The sequence below is a fragment of the Azospirillum sp. TSH100 genome, from assembly GCF_004923295.1.
Classification (GTDB): domain Bacteria; phylum Pseudomonadota; class Alphaproteobacteria; order Azospirillales; family Azospirillaceae; genus Azospirillum.
This window is the reverse complement of sequence record NZ_CP039634.1, coordinates 2,439,762-2,456,491: the sequence shown is the minus strand read 5'-3', so window position 1 is coordinate 2,456,491 and position 16,730 is coordinate 2,439,762. Positions and strand designations below refer to the sequence as shown.

At 65.2% G+C, this 16,730-nt stretch carries 16 protein-coding genes and 1 pseudogene; 8 read left to right on the top strand and 9 right to left on the bottom strand.

Annotation, left to right across the window (positions count from 1 at the left end; translation table 11 throughout):
• Positions 1 to 204 precede the first annotated feature (204 nt).
• The 5 genes from E6C72_RS11645 to E6C72_RS11625 all read left to right on the top strand — a co-directional run bounded on the left by E6C72_RS11645 (position 205) and on the right by E6C72_RS11625 (position 5,839).
• The gene (locus tag E6C72_RS11645) at positions 205 to 2,313 is read left to right on the top strand and encodes a multicopper oxidase family protein (protein ID WP_109442623.1); all 2,109 of its coding nucleotides are present in this window, start codon (positions 205 to 207) and stop codon (positions 2,311 to 2,313) included.
• Between the two features lie 143 nt (positions 2,314 to 2,456).
• Positions 2,457 to 3,902: an NADP-dependent isocitrate dehydrogenase gene (locus tag E6C72_RS11640; protein WP_109442622.1), complete on the top strand. Its 1,446-nt coding sequence runs from the start codon at positions 2,457 to 2,459 to the stop codon at positions 3,900 to 3,902.
• Between the two features lie 42 nt (positions 3,903 to 3,944).
• Positions 3,945 to 4,496: an RNA polymerase sigma factor gene (locus E6C72_RS11635; protein ID WP_109442621.1), complete on the top strand. Its 552-nt coding sequence runs from the start codon at positions 3,945 to 3,947 to the stop codon at positions 4,494 to 4,496.
• Positions 4,496 to 5,296, top strand: a complete 801-nt coding sequence (locus tag E6C72_RS11630) for an anti-sigma factor (protein ID WP_109442620.1) — start codon at positions 4,496 to 4,498, stop codon at positions 5,294 to 5,296. The genes E6C72_RS11635 and E6C72_RS11630 overlap by 1 nt, the downstream gene beginning before the upstream one ends.
• A 174-nt stretch (positions 5,297 to 5,470) precedes the next feature.
• A complete protein-coding gene (locus E6C72_RS11625) occupies positions 5,471 to 5,839 on the top strand; it encodes a GcrA family cell cycle regulator (protein WP_109047672.1) in 369 nt (122 codons plus the stop codon).
• Positions 5,840 to 5,898: 59 nt separating this feature from the next.
• On the opposite strand, the gene E6C72_RS11620 is transcribed toward E6C72_RS11625, so the two are convergent.
• From E6C72_RS11620 to rpsF, 9 genes and pseudogenes are all read right to left on the bottom strand, one after another.
• Positions 5,899 to 6,342 (bottom strand): NfeD family protein, encoded by a 444-nt coding sequence (locus E6C72_RS11620; protein ID WP_109442619.1) that lies wholly within the window; start codon positions 6,340 to 6,342, stop codon positions 5,899 to 5,901.
• Positions 6,343 to 6,345: 3 nt separating this feature from the next.
• Complete coding sequence (locus E6C72_RS11615; protein WP_109442618.1) at positions 6,346 to 7,302, bottom strand: SPFH domain-containing protein; 957 nt, start codon at positions 7,300 to 7,302, stop codon at positions 6,346 to 6,348.
• A gap of 104 nt (positions 7,303 to 7,406) precedes the next feature.
• Positions 7,407 to 7,787, bottom strand: coding sequence for an oxidoreductase (locus E6C72_RS11610; protein ID WP_109442617.1), 381 nt, complete (start codon positions 7,785 to 7,787; stop codon positions 7,407 to 7,409).
• A 130-nt stretch (positions 7,788 to 7,917) separates the two neighbouring features.
• Positions 7,918 to 9,141: an NADP-dependent isocitrate dehydrogenase gene (locus tag E6C72_RS11605; RefSeq protein ID WP_109442616.1), complete on the bottom strand. Its 1,224-nt coding sequence runs from the start codon at positions 9,139 to 9,141 to the stop codon at positions 7,918 to 7,920.
• Between the two features lie 325 nt (positions 9,142 to 9,466).
• A pseudogene (locus tag E6C72_RS11600) lies at positions 9,467 to 10,734 on the bottom strand (class I SAM-dependent methyltransferase).
• 253 nt (positions 10,735 to 10,987) lie between these two features.
• Positions 10,988 to 11,551, bottom strand: coding sequence for a 50S ribosomal protein L9 (gene rplI, locus E6C72_RS11595; RefSeq protein WP_109442614.1), 564 nt, complete (start codon positions 11,549 to 11,551; stop codon positions 10,988 to 10,990).
• A complete protein-coding gene (locus E6C72_RS11590; protein ID WP_109442613.1) occupies positions 11,551 to 12,510 on the bottom strand; it encodes a DUF2232 domain-containing protein in 960 nt (319 codons plus the stop codon). The genes rplI and E6C72_RS11590 overlap by 1 nt, the downstream gene beginning before the upstream one ends.
• 49 nt (positions 12,511 to 12,559) lie before the next feature.
• Positions 12,560 to 12,829 (bottom strand): 30S ribosomal protein S18, encoded by a 270-nt coding sequence (gene rpsR, locus E6C72_RS11585; protein ID WP_012974291.1) that lies wholly within the window; start codon positions 12,827 to 12,829, stop codon positions 12,560 to 12,562.
• Positions 12,830 to 13,270: a 30S ribosomal protein S6 gene (gene rpsF / locus E6C72_RS11580; protein ID WP_109442612.1), complete on the bottom strand. Its 441-nt coding sequence runs from the start codon at positions 13,268 to 13,270 to the stop codon at positions 12,830 to 12,832.
• Positions 13,271 to 13,709: 439 nt separating this feature from the next.
• Here rpsF and E6C72_RS11575 point away from each other — a divergent pair, with 439 nt between their 5' ends.
• From E6C72_RS11575 to fabG, 3 genes are all read left to right on the top strand, one after another.
• Positions 13,710 to 14,696 carry an acyltransferase gene (locus E6C72_RS11575; protein ID WP_109442611.1) on the top strand — a complete coding sequence of 329 codons (987 nt, stop codon included), beginning with the start codon at positions 13,710 to 13,712 and terminating at the stop codon, positions 14,694 to 14,696.
• A 257-nt stretch (positions 14,697 to 14,953) separates the two neighbouring features.
• Complete coding sequence (fabD, locus tag E6C72_RS11570) at positions 14,954 to 15,895, top strand: ACP S-malonyltransferase (RefSeq protein ID WP_109442610.1); 942 nt, start codon at positions 14,954 to 14,956, stop codon at positions 15,893 to 15,895.
• 25 nt (positions 15,896 to 15,920) lie between these two features.
• Positions 15,921 to 16,658, top strand: coding sequence for a 3-oxoacyl-[acyl-carrier-protein] reductase (fabG, locus tag E6C72_RS11565; protein WP_109442609.1), 738 nt, complete (start codon positions 15,921 to 15,923; stop codon positions 16,656 to 16,658).
• The last annotated feature ends 72 nt before the right edge of the window (positions 16,659 to 16,730 follow it).

Below are 16,730 nucleotides of genomic sequence, written 5' to 3'. Positions count from 1 at the left end.
CGGAAATTTGCTGATCCAAGCAAGCAATAAGCGGTGATGAATTGTGTTACGCCACCCAGCATTGCGCCGACCGCCATCGGGAGTCCGGGGCCTCCGCCGCCCCGGCTGGCGGGACCACATATGGTAAAACGTGTATCGTCGTTGCAAATATCAATTATCAAGAATCATATTTCTCGCCATAGGTCCGTTTGGAGGGATTATTTCATGAAGCATACATATTTGTTCGGCCTGCTGCTGCCTCTGGCACTGGGCGCCACATCGGGCGCCATGGCGGCCACCGCAACGGCCAAGGAGTCTGCCGATCCGGCCGGCGAGGCGTTCGGCAACCCGCCGGTGCTGACCAATTCCGAATCGCCGCGCGTCGGCTCGCTGCTGATGCGCCAGCCGCAGGCGACGGCCCGTCCGCACACCGGACAGGCGCGCAATTACGACCTGTTCGTCTCCTTCACCGACGGTTACATCCGCAACCCGGCCCAGGGCCGTCCGGACGCGGTGCGGCTGCGCAGCTATCGCGGCACCAACGTCGATCCCGCCCACCCCTATGTCGCGCCGACCATCGAAGCGACGCCGGGCGACACGGTCCGCATCAAGCTGCACAATCAGCTGCCGGACGATCCGAACTGCACCAACCAGGCGGCGGCGGACATCAACACGCCGCATTGCTTCAACGGCACCAACCTGCACAGCCACGGCGTCTGGGTCAGCCCGACCGGCAACAGCGACAACGTCCTGGTGTCGATCAATCCCGGCGTCGATTTCGAATATGAATACAACATCCCGGCCGACCATCCCGCCGGCACCTTCTGGTACCACCCGCACCGCCACGGCTCCACCGCCCTTCAGGTCGGCAGCGGCATGGCCGGCGCGCTGATCATCCGCGGCGACCGTCCGCCGACGCGCGACGCCAACGGCGATCTCGACAGCCTGCTGACCAGCCCGAAGGGTGTCGCGATGACCGAGCGGGTCCTGCTGTTCGAGCAGATCCCCTATGCCTGCACCAAGGACGGCAAGCTGAAGACCAAGTCGGACGGTTCCATCGACTGGAGCTGCGCGCCCGGCGAGGTGGGCGAGGTGGTGTCCTACCAGCAGTTCGGGCCGGGCACCTGGGAACAGTCCGGCCGCTTCACCACGGTGAATGGCCGCGTCCGTCCGATGTTCGCCAACGCCAGGACCGGCGAGCCCGAACGCTGGCGCCTGATCCATGGCGGCGTCCGCTCCCCCATCACGGTGGAGTTCCGCAAGATGGACCCTGCCGGCTTCTTCCAGAGCGAGAAGACCCTGTCGGCCGCCGACCAGGACCGCTTCGCCAAGGACCGCTGCGTCGGGCAGCCGGTGCCCTACATCCTGGCGGCCTCCGACGGCCTGACCATGAACGAGGGGCAGGTGCGCACCAGCGTGCCGATGCAGCCGGGCTATCGTGACGACCTGCTGGTCAACTTCCCCGAACCCGGCATCTATTGCGTCGTCAACAAGCCGGCGGCCGCCAACGCCAGCCCGGACCAGACCGCCACCTCGACCGGGGTGCTCGGCTTCGTCCGGGTGAAGGGCGACCGCGTGGTCAAGGACCCGGTGAAGGAGACCATCCGCCGCCTGACGGTCAACGCCACCAAATACGCGCCGTCCGTTGCCAAGGAGGTTATCGACGGCCTGACCGCCCGCTGCTTCGGCAAGACGATGGTCGACACCCCCTATTGCCCACGCTTCAGCAAGTTCACCGCCCACCGGCCGATCACCGAGCATGAGGTGATGCATCAGCCCAAGCAGGAACTGACCTTCTACATCAACCTGCCGCCGCAGGGCGGCAAGCGCACCAACCCGCTGTTCCAGGTCGCCAACAGCTTCGAGGTCGTGGAGAATCCCGACGGCACCTATGGCCCGAAGGGGGCCGCCGCCTACCAGCCGGCCGTCGTCAACCGGCCGGTCATCCTCGGCACCGCCCAGCAGTGGGAGCTGGAATCCTACTTCGTCAGCCATCCCTTCCACATCCACGTCAACCCGTTCGAGATCATCTCGATCATCGGTCCGGACGGGCGTGACGTCAGCGAGCCCGGCTCGGGCGATCCCGACTATGCCGGCATGAAGGGCGTGTGGAAGGACACCATCTGGGTGAAGAGCGACAACAGCAGCGCGCTCACCTCCACCGAACCCCCGAAGGGAGTCTATAAGGTCACCGTCCGCACCCGCTACGAACGCTTCATCGGCGAGTTCGTTCTGCACTGCCACATCCTCGATCATGAGGACCAGGGCATGATGCAGAATGTCAGCATCGGCGTGCCCGATGGCCGCGGCGGCGTCGCCGGGGCGCATCACTGACCGGAAAAGCGCACTCTCCCCTGCTCCCGCAACGCCGGGGGCAGGGGGAGGCCCCACCGGATGCTGCGATCCGTCGCTGCCTCCAACCATTGAAAAGGGCCCCTGTTTGCGTCTACGGTCGCGCGTCCCCTTGGAGTGAGTGCATGCGCGATATCACCCCCGTCACGGTCGCACGCGGCGACGGCATCGGCTCGGAGATCATGGATGCCGTGCTTTATGTGATGAATGCGGCCGGCGCGCGTCTGAAGGTGGAAGAGGTTCCGGCCGGCGAGGCCGTCTACAAGCGGGGCCATCCCGGCGGGCTCGATGCCGCCGGCTGGGGGTCGATCCGCCGGACGCGGGTCTTCCTGAAGGGCCCGATCACCATGCCCCAGGGATACGGCAACAAGTCGCTGAACGTGGTTGCCCGCACCACGCTGGGCCTGTTCGCCAATGTCCGTCCCTGCGTCTCCTACCACCCCTATGTGCGGACCCGGCACCCGCGCATGGACGTGGTCATCATCCGCGAGAACGAGGAGGACCTCTACGCCGGCATTGAGCATCGCCAGACCGACGACGTGATCCAGTCGGTCAAGCTGATCTCGCGGCCGGGGTCGGAGCGAATCGTCCGCTACGCCTTCGACTTCGCCCGCTCCAACCACCGGCAAAAGGTGACGGCCTTCGTCAAGGACAACGTCATGAAGATGACGGACGGGCTGTTCCTGAAGATCTTCTACGAGATCGCCGCCGATTATCCGGAGATCAAGGCCGACCACATGATCGTCGACATCGGCGCCGCCCGACTTGCCGACCAGCCGGAGCGCTTCGACGTCATCGTCACCCTGAATCTCTATGGCGACATCGTGTCTGACATCGCCGCCCAGCTGACCGGCTCGGTCGGGCTGGCCGGCTCCGCCAACATCGGCGAGACCTGTGCCATGTTCGAGGCGATCCACGGCTCGGCCCCGATGATCGCCGGGCAGGGCATCGCCAATCCCTCGGGCCTGCTGATGGCCGCCGTGATGATGCTGGTCCATATCGGCCAGGGCGACATCGCTGCCCGCATCCACAATGCGTGGCTGAAGACCATCGAGGACGGCATCCACACCGCCGACATCTATGCTCGAGGCCTCGGCCGCGTGCGGGCCGGCACCGCGGCATTCGCCGGGGCGGTGGTGGAGCGGCTGGGCCAGACCCCGGTCACCATGCCGCCGGTCGGCTATTCCACCGCGCGGCCGACCTATGACGGCCTCAACCGGCTGGCCCCGCGCGTGCGTGCGGTGAAGGAACTGGTCGGCGTGGACGTCTTCCTGCAATGGTCCGGCGGCCTGCCCGACGATCTGGCGGAGCTGGTGCTGCCGCTGTCGACCGACGCGCTGAAGCTGACCAGCATCTCCAACCGCTCGCAGCGGGTCTGGCCGGACGGCAATGCCGACGTCTTCTGCACCGACCACTGGCGCTGCCGTTTCCTGTCGCAGCACGGTCCGGTACAGCATGGCGCCATCGTCGAACTGCTGGGCAGGCTGGCGGCGGCGGGGGTCGACTTCACCCAGACCGAGAATCTCAGCAATTTCGACGGCAAGGCCGGCTTCTCCTCGCCGGGGCTTTGATGTGACCGGCAGTGTTGGAATAAATCGGCAGGGCAGGGCGTCATGACTGGTGACGACGCCATACCCGGACCCGACATGAGCCCGCCCGACATCGACGACCGCGCCATCGCCGCGCATGTGCCGCGGCTCCGGCGCTATGCCACAGCGCTGGTCGGCAACCGGGCGGACGCCGACGATCTGGTGCAGGATTGCGTGGAGAAGGCACTGGCCAACCGCCATGCCCTGCGCGACCCGTCGAAGCTCGGCGGCTGGCTGATGACGATCCTGCACAACCTGCATATTTCCAGCCAGCGCGGCCGGCGGCGGCGCGGGGCCGAGGTGCCGGTGGAGGACCTGGCCGACGATCTGGCGCTCAGCGCCCCGCCGGCCGACCGGGGCGCCGTCCGCGACTTCGTTCGCGCCTTCGCTCTGTTGACCGATGAACACCGCACCATCCTGCTGCTGACGGGAATGGAGGGATTGTCCTACCGCGAGGTGGCGGAGGTCTTGGAATTACCGATCGGGACGGTGATGTCACGGCTGGCCCGGGCGCGCGAACGGTTGAGAGTCCTGCTGGACGGTGGAACCCAGCAGGTCGTCAGGAGGATCAAGTGATGAGCGGCACCCGCAATCCCGTGACCGAGGCCGAGCTGCATGCTTGGCTCGACGGCGAATTGCCGGAGGAACGGCTGGCCGACATTGAGCGCCACCTCGCCGACAATCCGGAGGTCGCTCAGCGTTTCGAGCGCTACCGCGCCCAACGCTCCCTGATGGGCCAGAGCTTCGGTCCGCTGATCGACCAGCCGCTGCCCGAGCGCCTGACGCCCCCCTTCATTGCGCGCGACCCTTCGGAAAAGCTGCTTCCCGTCCGTGGCCGGGGCGCCTGGTGGGGAATGGCCGTCGCCGCTTCCCTGCTGATGTTCGTCGCTGGTGGGGCCAGCGGTTGGTTGCTGCGCGACCGCGTCGGCGTGCGGGCCGAACCGCTGACCGCCGCCTTCATCGCCGACGCCGTCGCCGCCCACCGCGTCTTCTCCGTTGAAGTCCGCCATCCGGTCGAGATCGGTGTCGACGAAGAGGCCCATCTGGTCAACTGGCTGTCCAAACGACTGGGCAAGAACATGCGTTGCCCGAAAGTCACAAGAGGGGGCTACCAGCTGATCGGCGGGCGGCTTTTGGCCGATTCCGCTGGACCTGTTGCAATGTACATGTACGAGGATGCGGCTGGGCGTCGCATCACGTTGTATATCCGTCCCTCCCCCAACACCTCCGGTTCGGCATTTCGTTTCGCGCAAGATGGAGGGGTCCGCGCTTTATATTGGCAGGACAATGGGTTAGCACTTGCCGTCGCCGGAGAGACCGATCGGGATACTCTGTCCGGCGTTGCCGAGGAGGTGTATGGCGCGCTGAATTCGTGAGTCTACCCACGGACTTATCAACAGGAATGTTGCCGCGCCCCCCTATCGTCTCCGGCCGTCATCTGGTAGCTTCTTCACCGGCTGGCACAAAATGTTGCGGCTTATGGAAAACGGCACTAGACCGTGACCTGTTTGCCACAGCATAACCGGACACCGGATCGGGAGTACTCGGGGATGAGTTGGACGGACGAGCGGATTCAACAGCTCAAGGATCTCTGGTCCCAGGGTTTGAGCGCGAGCGAGATCGCCGACATTCTGGGAGACATCACCCGCAACGCGGTCATCGGCAAGGCCCATCGCCTGGGTTTGTCCGGTCGGCCGTCGCCCATCAAGAAGAAGCCGACGCGCGGCGCCACCATCCTGGCTCTGACCGAGCGGATGTGCAAATGGCCGGTCGGCGACCCCAAGCACCAGGATTTCCACTTCTGCGGCAAGACCGCTCTGCCGGGCATGCCCTATTGCGCGGAGCACGCCGCCCTGGCCTACCAGCCGGCCTCGGGCAGCAAGAAGCGTGAGGAAGATCGCAACGTCGGCGCCGCCTGACCAGTCGATACGACACCCAAAAAAGCCCGCTCCCGAAGGGGGGCGGGCTTTTTTGTTGCCTACCGCCCCTGCACGGCATCTTGCAGAACCAGCACCATTCCCTTGTGGCTGGCGACCAGCATCGCGGTGCCAGCCGGCCGGTCAGGCCCCTCGACCGCCCACAGCGTGTCGCCGACGAACACCCGGCCCTGGCCGTTGACGATCGGCTCGCTCAGCGTCACTGCACGGCCGACCAGTTGGCCGGCACGATCATTGATCTGGGTGGCATCGCTTTCCGCCGACGCATGGCGGCGCCGGGCATGGACCATTGCGACAGCGACTGCCGCCCCGGCGGCGATGGTGAAGAAGCCGGCCTCGTTGACCAGACCCCACTCATGCCATAGCGCGGTGACCAGCCCGGTCAGCATTGCCGCCCCGCCGAACCAGATCAGGAACAGGCCGGGGATCACCAGTTCCGCCGCGATCAGCACGGCGCCCAGTGCACCCCAAAGCAGAGGTGACATCCCTCACTCCTCGTCGGCGGAGGCCACGGTCGGCGGCACCGACCAGGGATTGCGCGCAGTATGGGCTGGAGGCTCCGGCATCCTGGGCGGCGTGGCGTCGCGTACCAACTCGCCCAGCCCCGCCAGGGCACCGGCGACGCCGGCAAGCTCCACCGGCAGGATCATTGTCTTCTGGTTGGGCGAGGCGGCGAAGGCCTTCAGCGCCTCCATGTATTTCTGGCCGAGGAAATAGCCCAGAGCTTGGTTCGATCCCTGCGCCACTGCTTCCGACACCAGCCGTGTCGCCTTGGCTTCCGCCTCTGCCAGCCGTTCGCGGGCTTCGGCCTCCAGCTTGGCAGCCTCCAGCTTGCCCTGGGCAATTCGGATTTGGCTTTCCTTCTCGGCGTCGGCCTCAAGGATCTGGGCGCGGCGCAGGCGCTCTGCCTTCAACTGCCGGCCCATCGCCTCGACGATGTCATCGGGCGGGGTGATGTCGCGCAGCTCGATGCGGGTCACCCGGACGCCCCAGGAAGCGGTGGCCTCATCCACGGCACGCAGCAGACTGGCGTTGATCGCTTCGCGCTGGCTCAGCAGTTCGTCAAGGTCCATGGAGCCCATCACCGTGCGGGTGGTGGTCATCGCCAGCGTCTGGATCGCCCGCTGCAGGTCGTTGACCTCATAGGTCGCCTTCATCGGATCGAGCACCTGGAAATACAGCACGCCGTCGGCGGTCACAGCGGCGTTGTCCTTGGTGATCACGCTCTGCGACGGCACGTCGACCACGGTCTCGCGCATGTCCACCTTGGCGCGGACCGAACTGATGACCGGAATGATGACATTGAAGCCGGGAAGCAGCGTCTCCTGATAGCGGCCCAACCGCTCGACGATGTAGTTGAAGCCCTGGGGGACGGTACGGACGCTGGTGATCGCCAGAATGACGACCAGCACGAACGCCGCGATAACCAGAATACCGAGTTCCATCGGTGGCCGCTCCTGACATGGCGGGCGTCGCCATGGACGCCCTCGCTCCATCATGAGACAATTTCGGGGGACTGCAAATCCCGGCGCAGCCTCGACAGTCAGCCTCAATAGTCCTGGGTATCGTGCTTCAGCATCACCCGTTCGCCATTCAGCAGCGACAGCATCAGCTGCACCACCATTTCATGGACGATCACCGTATGATGGTTGCCGGTCTCCTGCATCGCCTTGCGCAGTGATTCGCGCACCGCGGGCACGCCGGTGACATCGATGAGCACGTCCAACTGCTCGCCCAATCCCGCCAGATCACGGAAGTTGGTGGTGGTCTTCACGCCGCGGTGGCTGGCAAGCAACATGCCCGGCGCTTCAGAGTCGAGGTCCGCCACACCCAGCAGTTCGACGAAGGGGGCAGCCAGCAATTTACGCAGCAGGGGCGTTCCGGTCTCGCCGGCGCCGACGACGGCGACGCGGAACAGATCGTTGGGCATCGGGTTCGCTCCCTTTCAGATGCGGACAAGAAAAAAGCGGGGAGCCGAAACCCCCCGCTTGAACCCTAGCCGAGCCGCGTTTCGGTTTGACCCGGACGCGGCGTCGCACCCATCAAGGAAACAGCCGGCCTTACGACCAAGCGGCCATCTTCTTTTCCAGGTTGTCCGACAGCTTGTCCAGGAACTGCTTGGTGGTCAGCCACGGCTGCTGCGGGCCGATCAGGATGGCGAGATCCTTGGTCATGAAGCCGGACTCGACGGTCTCGACGCAGACGCGCTCCAGCGTCTGGGCGAACTTGATGACGTCCGGCGTGTTGTCGAACTTGCCGCGATAGGCCAGACCCTGGGTCCAGGCATAGATCGAGGCGATCGGGTTGGTCGAGGTTTCCTTGCCCTTCTGGTGCTCGCGGTAGTGGCGGGTCACCGTGCCATGCGCGGCCTCGGCCTCGACGGTCTTGCCATCCGGCGTGACCAGGACCGAGGTCATCAGGCCCAGCGAGCCGAAGCCCTGCGCCACGACGTCCGACTCCACGTCGCCGTCGTAGTTCTTGCAGGCCCACACGAAACCGCCTTCCCACTTCAGGGCCGAAGCGACCATGTCGTCGATCAGGCGGTGTTCGTAGACCAGACCCTTGGCTTTGAACTGGTCTGCGTAGGCCTCGTCGAAGACCTTCTGGAAGATGTCCTTGAAGCGACCGTCATAGGCCTTCAGGATCGTGTTCTTCGTCGACAGATAGACCGAGTAGCCACGCTCCAGCCCGTACATGAAGCTGGAGTGGGCGAAGCCTTCAATCGAGTCGTCGAGGTTGTACATGCCCATCGCCACACCGGCGCTGGGGTAGTCGAACACCTCATGCTCGATCTGCTGGCTGCCGTCGGCCGCTTCCCACTTGATCGTCATCTTGCCCGGACCGGGAACGACGAAGTCGGTGGCCTTGTACTGGTCGCCGAAGGCGTGACGGCCGATGATGATCGGCTTGGTCCAGCCGGGGACGTAACGCGGAACGTTCGAGCAGACGATCGGTTCGCGGAAGACGGTGCCGCCCAGGATGTTGCGGATCGTGCCGTTTGGCGACTTCCACATCTTCTTGAGGTTGAACTCCTTCACCCGCGCTTCATCGGGGGTGATGGTCGCGCACTTGACGCCGACGCCATACTGCTTGATGGCATTTGCGGACTCGACGGTGACCTTGTCATCGGTCTTGTCGCGGTTCTCGATGCCGAGGTCATAGTACTTCAGGTCAATGTCGAGGTAGGGCAGGATCAGCTTGTCTTTGATGAACTGCCAGATGATGCGCGTCATCTCGTCGCCGTCGAGTTCGACGACCGGATTGGCTACCTTGATCTTGGTCATGGGTGCGAGATCTCCCCGAACGGGTAAGGGCGTTGTCATTCCTTGGGAGCCGGGCGCGTCGTCCAGCGGGCGCTTGTTGCCGGGGAGCATGCCGCATGGGTGGCTCCCCGGTACCCCGGGCGGAAATCAATCGCGGTTATATAGCATCGCCCCGTGACGGAAAGGAAGGTACGGCGGTGGTTCAGGCGTCGATGTCGCACGATTCCGCTTGCAACACGGCCCAGCGCCCGGCCATGATGGTCAATTGGTATTACCGGTTGGCCGGATTGGGCTTCTCGCGCGTCGGAATGCCGAGCGGACGCCGCAAATCCGGCCCCGAAAGCGATCAGGCGGCCGACTCCGGTGTGCGAGAGTTCCGAAACTCCGCCGGTTGGCCATCCGACGCGGAAGCAAGGTCCCGTTCCGCATTGGGCATATAATCACGGGTCAGTGGCACTGCGCCCAGAGACCTTGCCAGCTGCACCTGGAACACCATGTGGCCTTGCAGGCGGAAAGCCAATTCAGCCCCAGCCAGATAGAACTCCCACATCCGGCAGAACCGCTCGTCATACAGCACCTTGGCCTCATCCCAGCGGGCGAGGAAGCGGGCGCGCCAATGGCGCAGCGTCTCGGCATAATGCAGGCGCAGTACCTCCAGGTCGGTGGCGAGCAGGCCCGAGCGCTCGATGACCGGCAGCACCTCCGACAGGGCTGGGGAGTAGCCTCCGGGGAAGATGTATTTGCGGATCCAGGGATTGGTGCTGGCCGGGCCGTCGAGCCGCCCGATGGAATGGATCAGCGCCACGCCCTCGTCGTTCAGCATCTCTCGCACCGCCGTGAAATAGTCATGGTAATGCGGCACGCCGACATGCTCGAACATGCCGACCGAGACGATGCGATCGAAGGCCCCCGGTGAGTGGATGCGAACTCCCGATAGTCGCGCAACTCGAAGGTGATCCGGTCGCCCAGACCCGCCTCTTCCGCCCGCTGGCGGGCCACCGCCAGCTGCTCCGACGACAAGGTGATGCCGGTCACCCGCGCACCGGTGTGCCGCGCCAGATAGAGCGCCATGCCGCCCCAGCCGCAGCCGATATCCAGCACCCGCATGCCCGGAACGATCAGCAGCTTTGCCGCGATGTGCCGCTTCTTGGCCTCCTGCGCTTCGTCCAGCGACATCCCCGGGTCCGGGAAATAGGCGCAGGAATACTGCATGTCGCGGTCGAGGAAGAGCTGATAGAACCGGCGTGACAGGTTGTAGTGGTGTTCCACATTTTGCCGGGACCGCTGCATCGGGTTGTATTGCTGCAGACGGCGCAGCAGCGGCGACAGCGATTCCAGCGCGCGGCCCAGCGCGCCCTGCACTTCGGCGCCGCTCATCAACATCGACAGAAGGTCGTAGATGGTGCCGCCTTCGATCGAAAAGCGGCCGTCCATAAAGGCTTCGCCGAACCGCAGACGTGGGTTGATCAGCAGATCGCGCTCAACCTTGCGGTCATGCAGACGAAGCGTCAGATGGGGCGGACCTGACCCGATCCGATGATGCTTCCCGTTGACCGTAACGAGGTTAAGGGTTCCGTCGCCCTTGGCGGCGGCAAGCAGACGAACCAGCAGCATGCCGAACTCCTTCCGCGGTGCCGTCCAAGCATCGCGCGCAAGGCGAGGTGCGGCAATCCGTCAATCGGTCAGAACTGCTACCCAATTTGGCATTGCCGACTTATGCGCAGGGTCATGTATCCCATGTCTCTGCCGGACCCCGAACGCGAAAACCGCCCGGCCCCGGGTGGGGCGGGCGGCTTTCGGACAAGCGGTACGACGGTGCCGCAAAAATCCCGAAGGCATCTCCGGAACTTTTGCGGCAGGAAGGCGATCAGCCCTCCTCTTCCTCGGTCGCGGTCTCTTCGACGTAGGTCTCTTCTTCCTCGTCATCGTCCCGCAGGTCGGCGGCGGTGATCATGCCACCGCGCTGGGCCTGCAGCTCGGCCTCTTCGGCCGAACGGGCGACGTTGACCGTGACCGTGATCGACACTTCCGGGTGCAGCACGACGCGCAGCTTGAACAGACCCAGGGTCTTGATCGGGGTGTCGATCTGGACCTGCTTGCGGTCGGTCTTGTAGCCGGCGGCGGTCAGCGCGTCGGAGACGTCGCGGGTGGTCACGGAACCGTACAGGACGCCGGTCTCGGCGGCCTGACGGATTACGACGACCGTCACATTGTCCATCTTGGTCGCGACCTGCTCGGCGTCCTTGCGGCGCTCCAGGTTCACGGCCTCAAGGTGGGCCTTCTGCTTCTCGAAGACGGCCAGGTTCGCCTTGGTGGCGCGCATGGCCTTCCGCTGCGGCAGCAGATAGTTGCGGGCGAAGCCGGGACGCACATTGACGACCTGGCCCATCTGGCCGAGCTTCTCGACCCGCTCCAGCAGAATAACTTCCATCACTCGTCCTCCTGACCGGGGGCCGCGGGGGAAAACCGGCGGCGCAGCCCGATCCATTGCTCGATCATGCCCAGGCCGACCAAAAGCAGGATCGGCCACCCGAAGAGAAACAGCATCATGTAGAAGCCAACCAGGATCAGCGTGCGCGCCGATTTGCTGCTGGCGAATACATGAACCACCGAAAGCCCGGCGAAGGCGAACGGGACCGCCAGGATCAGAGCCAGATTGACCGCCAGGAACCCCACGGTCCCCGGTACGGCAGAGGCCGCAGCGACCGACACCGCGAACAGCGGCGCCAGCCAGTTCGGCAATTCCAGCTCGGCCAGACGCATGGCAGGGCGCCGGTTGCGGCCGAACCGCATCAGCGCCCCCTGCGCCAGCACCGCGTTGACGATCGTCATGACAAGCCATGAGATCGCAACCAGCCCCGGCAGGACGGCCACCACCCAGAATGCCTCGGGATCCGGGGCTGGCTGGCCCTGCGAGCGGAACGCCGGCTCGACGACTCGGGCCAGGGTCTGCCGCATCAGCCCGTCGAGCCCACCGGGCTCTCCGAGCGTCAGGATCACCGCAGCGAGCAGCGCCGCCACGCCCATCCCGGTCAGGCCCATCAGGACCCGTCCGGGCGGATACCATTCCAGGGTTCCATCCTCCCGCGACCGCGCCAGCAGCGACTGCCGCACGACCAGGATCGCGGGAGCGGCCCCGGTCATCAGGTAGGACAGCGCCACCAGCAAGCTGCCGGAGGTGCCCAACATCACCGCGCCGGCGCCGGCCAGACCGGCCAACGTCACCGCCGGAGCCCCCAGCCACAGTCCCGTCAGGAACAGGGGCAGGGGGGCCAGGTAGCCCAGGATCAGCGCACCCATCCCGCCGAATGTGACCGACAGGTAGAAAAATGCGCTTGCCAGACCGCCGCTGACGGCGATCACCAGCGGTACGGCCGGACCCAAGGCCATGGAAACCCCTTGCAGAACCTTCACCGAAACAGATCGGCCGTTGCCGGGCTTACTTCACCACGTAGGGGAGAAGGGCCAGGAAACGGGCGCGCTTGATGGCGCGGGCCAGTTCGCGCTGCTTCTTCGTCGAGACCGCGGTGATGCGGCTCGGGACGATCTTCCCGCGCTCGGAGATGAAGCGGGACAGCAGCTTGACGTCCTTGTAGTCGATCGCCGGAGCATTCGCGCCCGAGAACGGGCAGGTCTTGCGGCGACGGAAGAACGGGCGGCGGGCTCCGCCGGTGCGGGCCGGAGCGCCCGTGGTCTGCTTGTCGGACATTTACGCGGTCTCCCCTTCGGCAGCGGCAACGTTTTCCTGACGACGCGGCGGACGCGGACCACGGTCGTCGAAGCGACGCGGACCACGGTCGCCACGCTCGCCGCGCTCACCACGCTCGTTGCGGCTCTGCATCATCGCCGACGGGTTGGCATCAAGGGCGTCTACACGCACGGTCATGAAGCGCAGCACGTCTTCGCTGATGCTCATGTTCCGCTCCATCTCGGCGATGGCGGCGGCCGGCGCGTCGATGTTGAAGAGGGTGTAGTGACCCTTGCGGTTCTTCTTGATCTTGTAGGTGAGGGTCTTCAGACCCCAGTATTCGCTCTTGGCGATCGTGCCGCCGTTGTCGCGAACGATCTGGGCGAACTGCTCAGAGAGCTGCTCGGCCTGGGCGGCCGAAATGTCCTGGCGCGCGATCAGCACGCACTCGTAAAGTGCCATTGCACTCCCCATGGCTGTTCATGGTCCGGCGCTGCGCCCCATCCCTCATGGATCGGATCAGCCGCCCGGGCCTAGCCGACGGCGGACCGCCGGCAAGGAGTTATGAAGCGGCGCAGTATGCACAGGGCGGCGGTGGTGGCAAGCGAAAATCAGGTTCGCCCGATCCCCGCCTTTGGGAAAATCCATACCGGCCTTAAGGTGCTGCCCGGTTGGACGGGGGTGCTGCCTGGATGAACACCGCTGCGCGTCCTCATGCGTTGGCCGGGTAGGGACGGTGCAAGGGTGGGTATCGCGCGGAATACGGTTATGCGCATTTGACCGAAGTGCAATCCACTGTGCCAGCCGCCATGTTCCGCCTGCCGTTCATGGCGGAGCTGCGGGTCGACCCGGTGCCGCATAAACCGCCGGCGGCGATGACAGCCCGGGGCCTGGAGTAGCCATGCGCAAGAACATGTTGCCGTACCATGTCGTTGAATTGAGGGGGCTGGCCTGCATCCTGCTGGTCGCCTACCACGTGGTTGGCATTCCCGGATCCGGCATGCAGGTGGCGGAAGGCTCGATCTATCGCTATGCCACCGACAGCTTTGAACTGATCCGCATGCCACTCTTCACCTTCATCTCAGGGCTGGTCTATGCCCTGAACCCGGTGCGCGCCGACCGGTTTAAGATCTTCTTCATCAAGAAGCTGCGCCGATTGGGCTTCCCCTTTGTGGTGGTGTCGGCCCTTTTCTATTTTCTCCAGACCCACGCGCCTGGAGCGAACGGGAGCTTCGTTCCCGAGTCGATGTGGCGGATCTACGTCTTTCCATACGCACATTTCTGGTATCTGCAGGCTCTGTTCCTGATCTTCGGTCTGGCAGCTCTGCTCGATGCGTTCCATGCCATGGACCGGCCGGGTGGCTTCGTGCTTGCCATGGCGGCCGCGGTGGCCGCCTGCCTGACGGTCCATGCCGACTCGAACGTCCTGTCGATCAACGAGGCCTGCTTCCTGCTGCCGCATTTCCTGTTCGGTGTGGGCGTCACCCGGTTTCGCGCGCTGGGGCGGCCGCAGGCGATGCTCTCGGCAGCCGGCACTGCGCTCGCCGTCGGCGTCGCTCTCCATCAGGCATCGCTGTGGGGATATCTTCCGCATTTTGGCTGGAACAGCAGTGTCGCCCTGCTGTGTGGCATGGGCGGAGCGGTAACTCTGCTGCACATCATGCCGTCCAGTCGGGTTTTCCGCACCGTCGGCGCGTCTTCTTACGCCATCTATCTGCATCATGCCCTGTTCGCCGCCGGTGCGCGGGTGGTCCTGCACCTGATGGATGCGCCGGATGGCGTGATTTTCTGGATGGCCCTGCTCTCCGGCCTGATCGGCCCGATGGTGCTGGAGACGCTGGCGCAGATGAGGCCCTGGACCAGGGTGGCGCTGGTGGGCAAGGCCTGAACGCAGGCCTTTGATTTGCACCGCAGCAGACGGCGCAAGACCCGGTGCGCGGCACCTCTGTGAGAGCCCACGAACAACCCCTTCGGAACGGCGGTTTTTCGTGGGCCTTGTGCCTCATTACGTGGCGTTTTATCGCATCATTGTCGCTTTGGTCATCGCGCGTCGCTTGACTTGCTAAAAAGTGAGGGTATGACTGTCGCCCAATCCATGGTGCCGCCGCAGGGGCGGGGCGCATTCATCCAGGGTTTCACCGAAGCATGACCAGGGCGTTCGTCTTTCCGGGGCAGGGCAGCCAGGCCGTCGGCATGGGCCGCGAACTCGCCGAGGCGTTCGAAGTCGCTCGTCACACCTTTGAAGAGGTGGACGACGCGCTGAACCAGCGGCTGTCGCGCCTGATGGTCGAAGGACCCGAGGCCGACCTGACCCTGACCGAGAACGCCCAGCCGGCCCTGATGGCGGTCAGTGTCGCGGTGATGCGGGTGCTGGCAAGCGAGGGCGGGGCCGACCTGTCCAAGCATGCCACCTTCGTCGCCGGCCATTCGCTGGGTGAGTATTCCGCCCTGTGCGCCGCCGGCGCCTTCTCGTTGGGGGACACTGCGCGCCTGCTGAAGCTGCGCGGTCAGGCGATGCAGAAGGCGGTTCCCGTCGGCAAGGGCGCTATGGCGGCCCTGCTGGGCGCCGACCTGGACCAGGCGCAGGCGATCGCCGCCGACGCCGCCCAGGGAGAGGTGTGCAGCATCGCCAACGACAATTCGGTCGGTCAGGTGGTGATCTCCGGCAGCGCCGACGCCATTGACCGCGCCATCGTGCTGGCGGCGGAACGCGGACTGAAGCGCTCTGTGCGCCTGCCGGTGTCCGCTCCCTTCCATTGCTCGCTGATGCAGCCGGCGGCCGACGCGATGGCGGAAGCTCTGGCGAACGTCACCATCTCTGCGCCGGTGGTTCCGGTGGTGGCCAACGTCACCGCCTCGGCGGTTTCGGATCCCAACGCCATCCGCCGTCTGCTGGTCGAACAGGTGACTGGCATGGTCCGCTGGCGCGAATGCGTCCTCTACATGAAGGAGCAGGGCGTCGAACGGCTGGTCGAGGTCGGATCGGGCAAGGTGCTGGCCGGGCTGACCAAGCGAATCGACAAGGATCTGGCGGCGGTGTCGGTCGGCACGCCGGCCGATGTCGAGTCGTTCCTGAAGACCCTGTGAACACATCAGTCCCGTGAGGCCATCCATGTTTGACCTGACCGGCAAGTCGGCTCTCGTCACCGGCGCGTCCGGCGGTATCGGTGCATCGATCGCCCGTGCGCTGTACGCCCAGGGCGCCGCCGTCGCGCTTTCCGGCACCCGCGTCGCCCCGCTGGAGGCCTTGGCCGCCGAACTCGGCGAGCGCGCCTTTGTCGTCCCCGGAAACTTGTCGGAGGCTGCGGCGACCGAACAGCTGTTCAAGGACGCCGAAGCGGCGCTGGGCAAGATCGACATCCTCGTCAACAATGCCGGGCTGACCCGCGACCAGATCGCGATGCGCCTGAAGGACGAGGATTGGCAGTCGGTCATCGACGTGAACCTGACGGCGGCTTTCCGACTGTCGCGGGCCGCCATGCGCGGCATGATGAAGCGCCGCTGGGGCCGCATCGTCAACATCACGTCGGTCGTTGGCGTCACCGGCAATCCGGGGCAGGCCAACTACGCCGCGTCGAAGGCCGGTCTGATCGGCATGTCCAAGTCGTTGGCGGCCGAATTGGCCTCGCGCAACATCACCGTCAACTGCGTCGCGCCGGGCTTTATCGCCACGGCCATGACCGACGCCCTGAACGACGAGCAGAAGCAGAAACTGCTCCCCGCCATTCCGGCCGGCCGCATGGGTCAGCCGGACGAGATCGCCGCCGGGGTCGTGTACCTCGCGAGCGAGGAGGCCGCCTACGTCACCGGCCAGACGCTGCACATCAACGGCGGCATGGCTATGATCTGATGAGGATCGGACGGGGCGGCATCGCCACGTGTGAAGAACGGCACCAGCCGGCCTCCCTCGCGGGTGCTGGTC

Excerpts from the sequence above, each read along its gene's own strand:
- rpsR (WP_012974291.1), bottom strand. The coding sequence starts at position 12,829 with ATGTCCGACAAGCAGACCACGGGCGCTCCGGCCCGCACCGGCGGAGCC.
- E6C72_RS11605 (WP_109442616.1), bottom strand. The coding sequence starts at position 9,141 with ATGACCAAGATCAAGGTAGCCAATCCGGTCGTCGAACTCGACGGCGAC.
- rpsF (WP_109442612.1), bottom strand. The coding sequence starts at position 13,270 with ATGGCACTTTACGAGTGCGTGCTGATCGCGCGCCAGGACATTTCGGCC.
- E6C72_RS11610 (WP_109442617.1), bottom strand. The coding sequence starts at position 7,787 with ATGCCCAACGATCTGTTCCGCGTCGCCGTCGTCGGCGCCGGCGAGACC.
- E6C72_RS11640 (WP_109442622.1), top strand. The coding sequence starts at position 2,457 with ATGCGCGATATCACCCCCGTCACGGTCGCACGCGGCGACGGCATCGGC.
- rplI (WP_109442614.1), bottom strand. The coding sequence starts at position 11,551 with ATGGAAGTTATTCTGCTGGAGCGGGTCGAGAAGCTCGGCCAGATGGGC.
- E6C72_RS11575 (WP_109442611.1), top strand. The coding sequence starts at position 13,710 with ATGCGCAAGAACATGTTGCCGTACCATGTCGTTGAATTGAGGGGGCTG.
- E6C72_RS11615 (WP_109442618.1), bottom strand. The coding sequence starts at position 7,302 with ATGGAACTCGGTATTCTGGTTATCGCGGCGTTCGTGCTGGTCGTCATT.
- fabD (WP_109442610.1), top strand. The coding sequence starts at position 14,954 with ATGACCAGGGCGTTCGTCTTTCCGGGGCAGGGCAGCCAGGCCGTCGGC.
- fabG (WP_109442609.1), top strand. The coding sequence starts at position 15,921 with ATGTTTGACCTGACCGGCAAGTCGGCTCTCGTCACCGGCGCGTCCGGC.
- E6C72_RS11625 (WP_109047672.1), top strand. The coding sequence starts at position 5,471 with ATGAGTTGGACGGACGAGCGGATTCAACAGCTCAAGGATCTCTGGTCC.
- E6C72_RS11590 (WP_109442613.1), bottom strand. The coding sequence starts at position 12,510 with ATGGCCTTGGGTCCGGCCGTACCGCTGGTGATCGCCGTCAGCGGCGGT.
- E6C72_RS11630 (WP_109442620.1), top strand. The coding sequence starts at position 4,496 with ATGAGCGGCACCCGCAATCCCGTGACCGAGGCCGAGCTGCATGCTTGG.
- E6C72_RS11645 (WP_109442623.1), top strand. The coding sequence starts at position 205 with ATGAAGCATACATATTTGTTCGGCCTGCTGCTGCCTCTGGCACTGGGC.
- E6C72_RS11620 (WP_109442619.1), bottom strand. The coding sequence starts at position 6,342 with ATGTCACCTCTGCTTTGGGGTGCACTGGGCGCCGTGCTGATCGCGGCG.
- E6C72_RS11635 (WP_109442621.1), top strand. The coding sequence starts at position 3,945 with ATGACTGGTGACGACGCCATACCCGGACCCGACATGAGCCCGCCCGAC.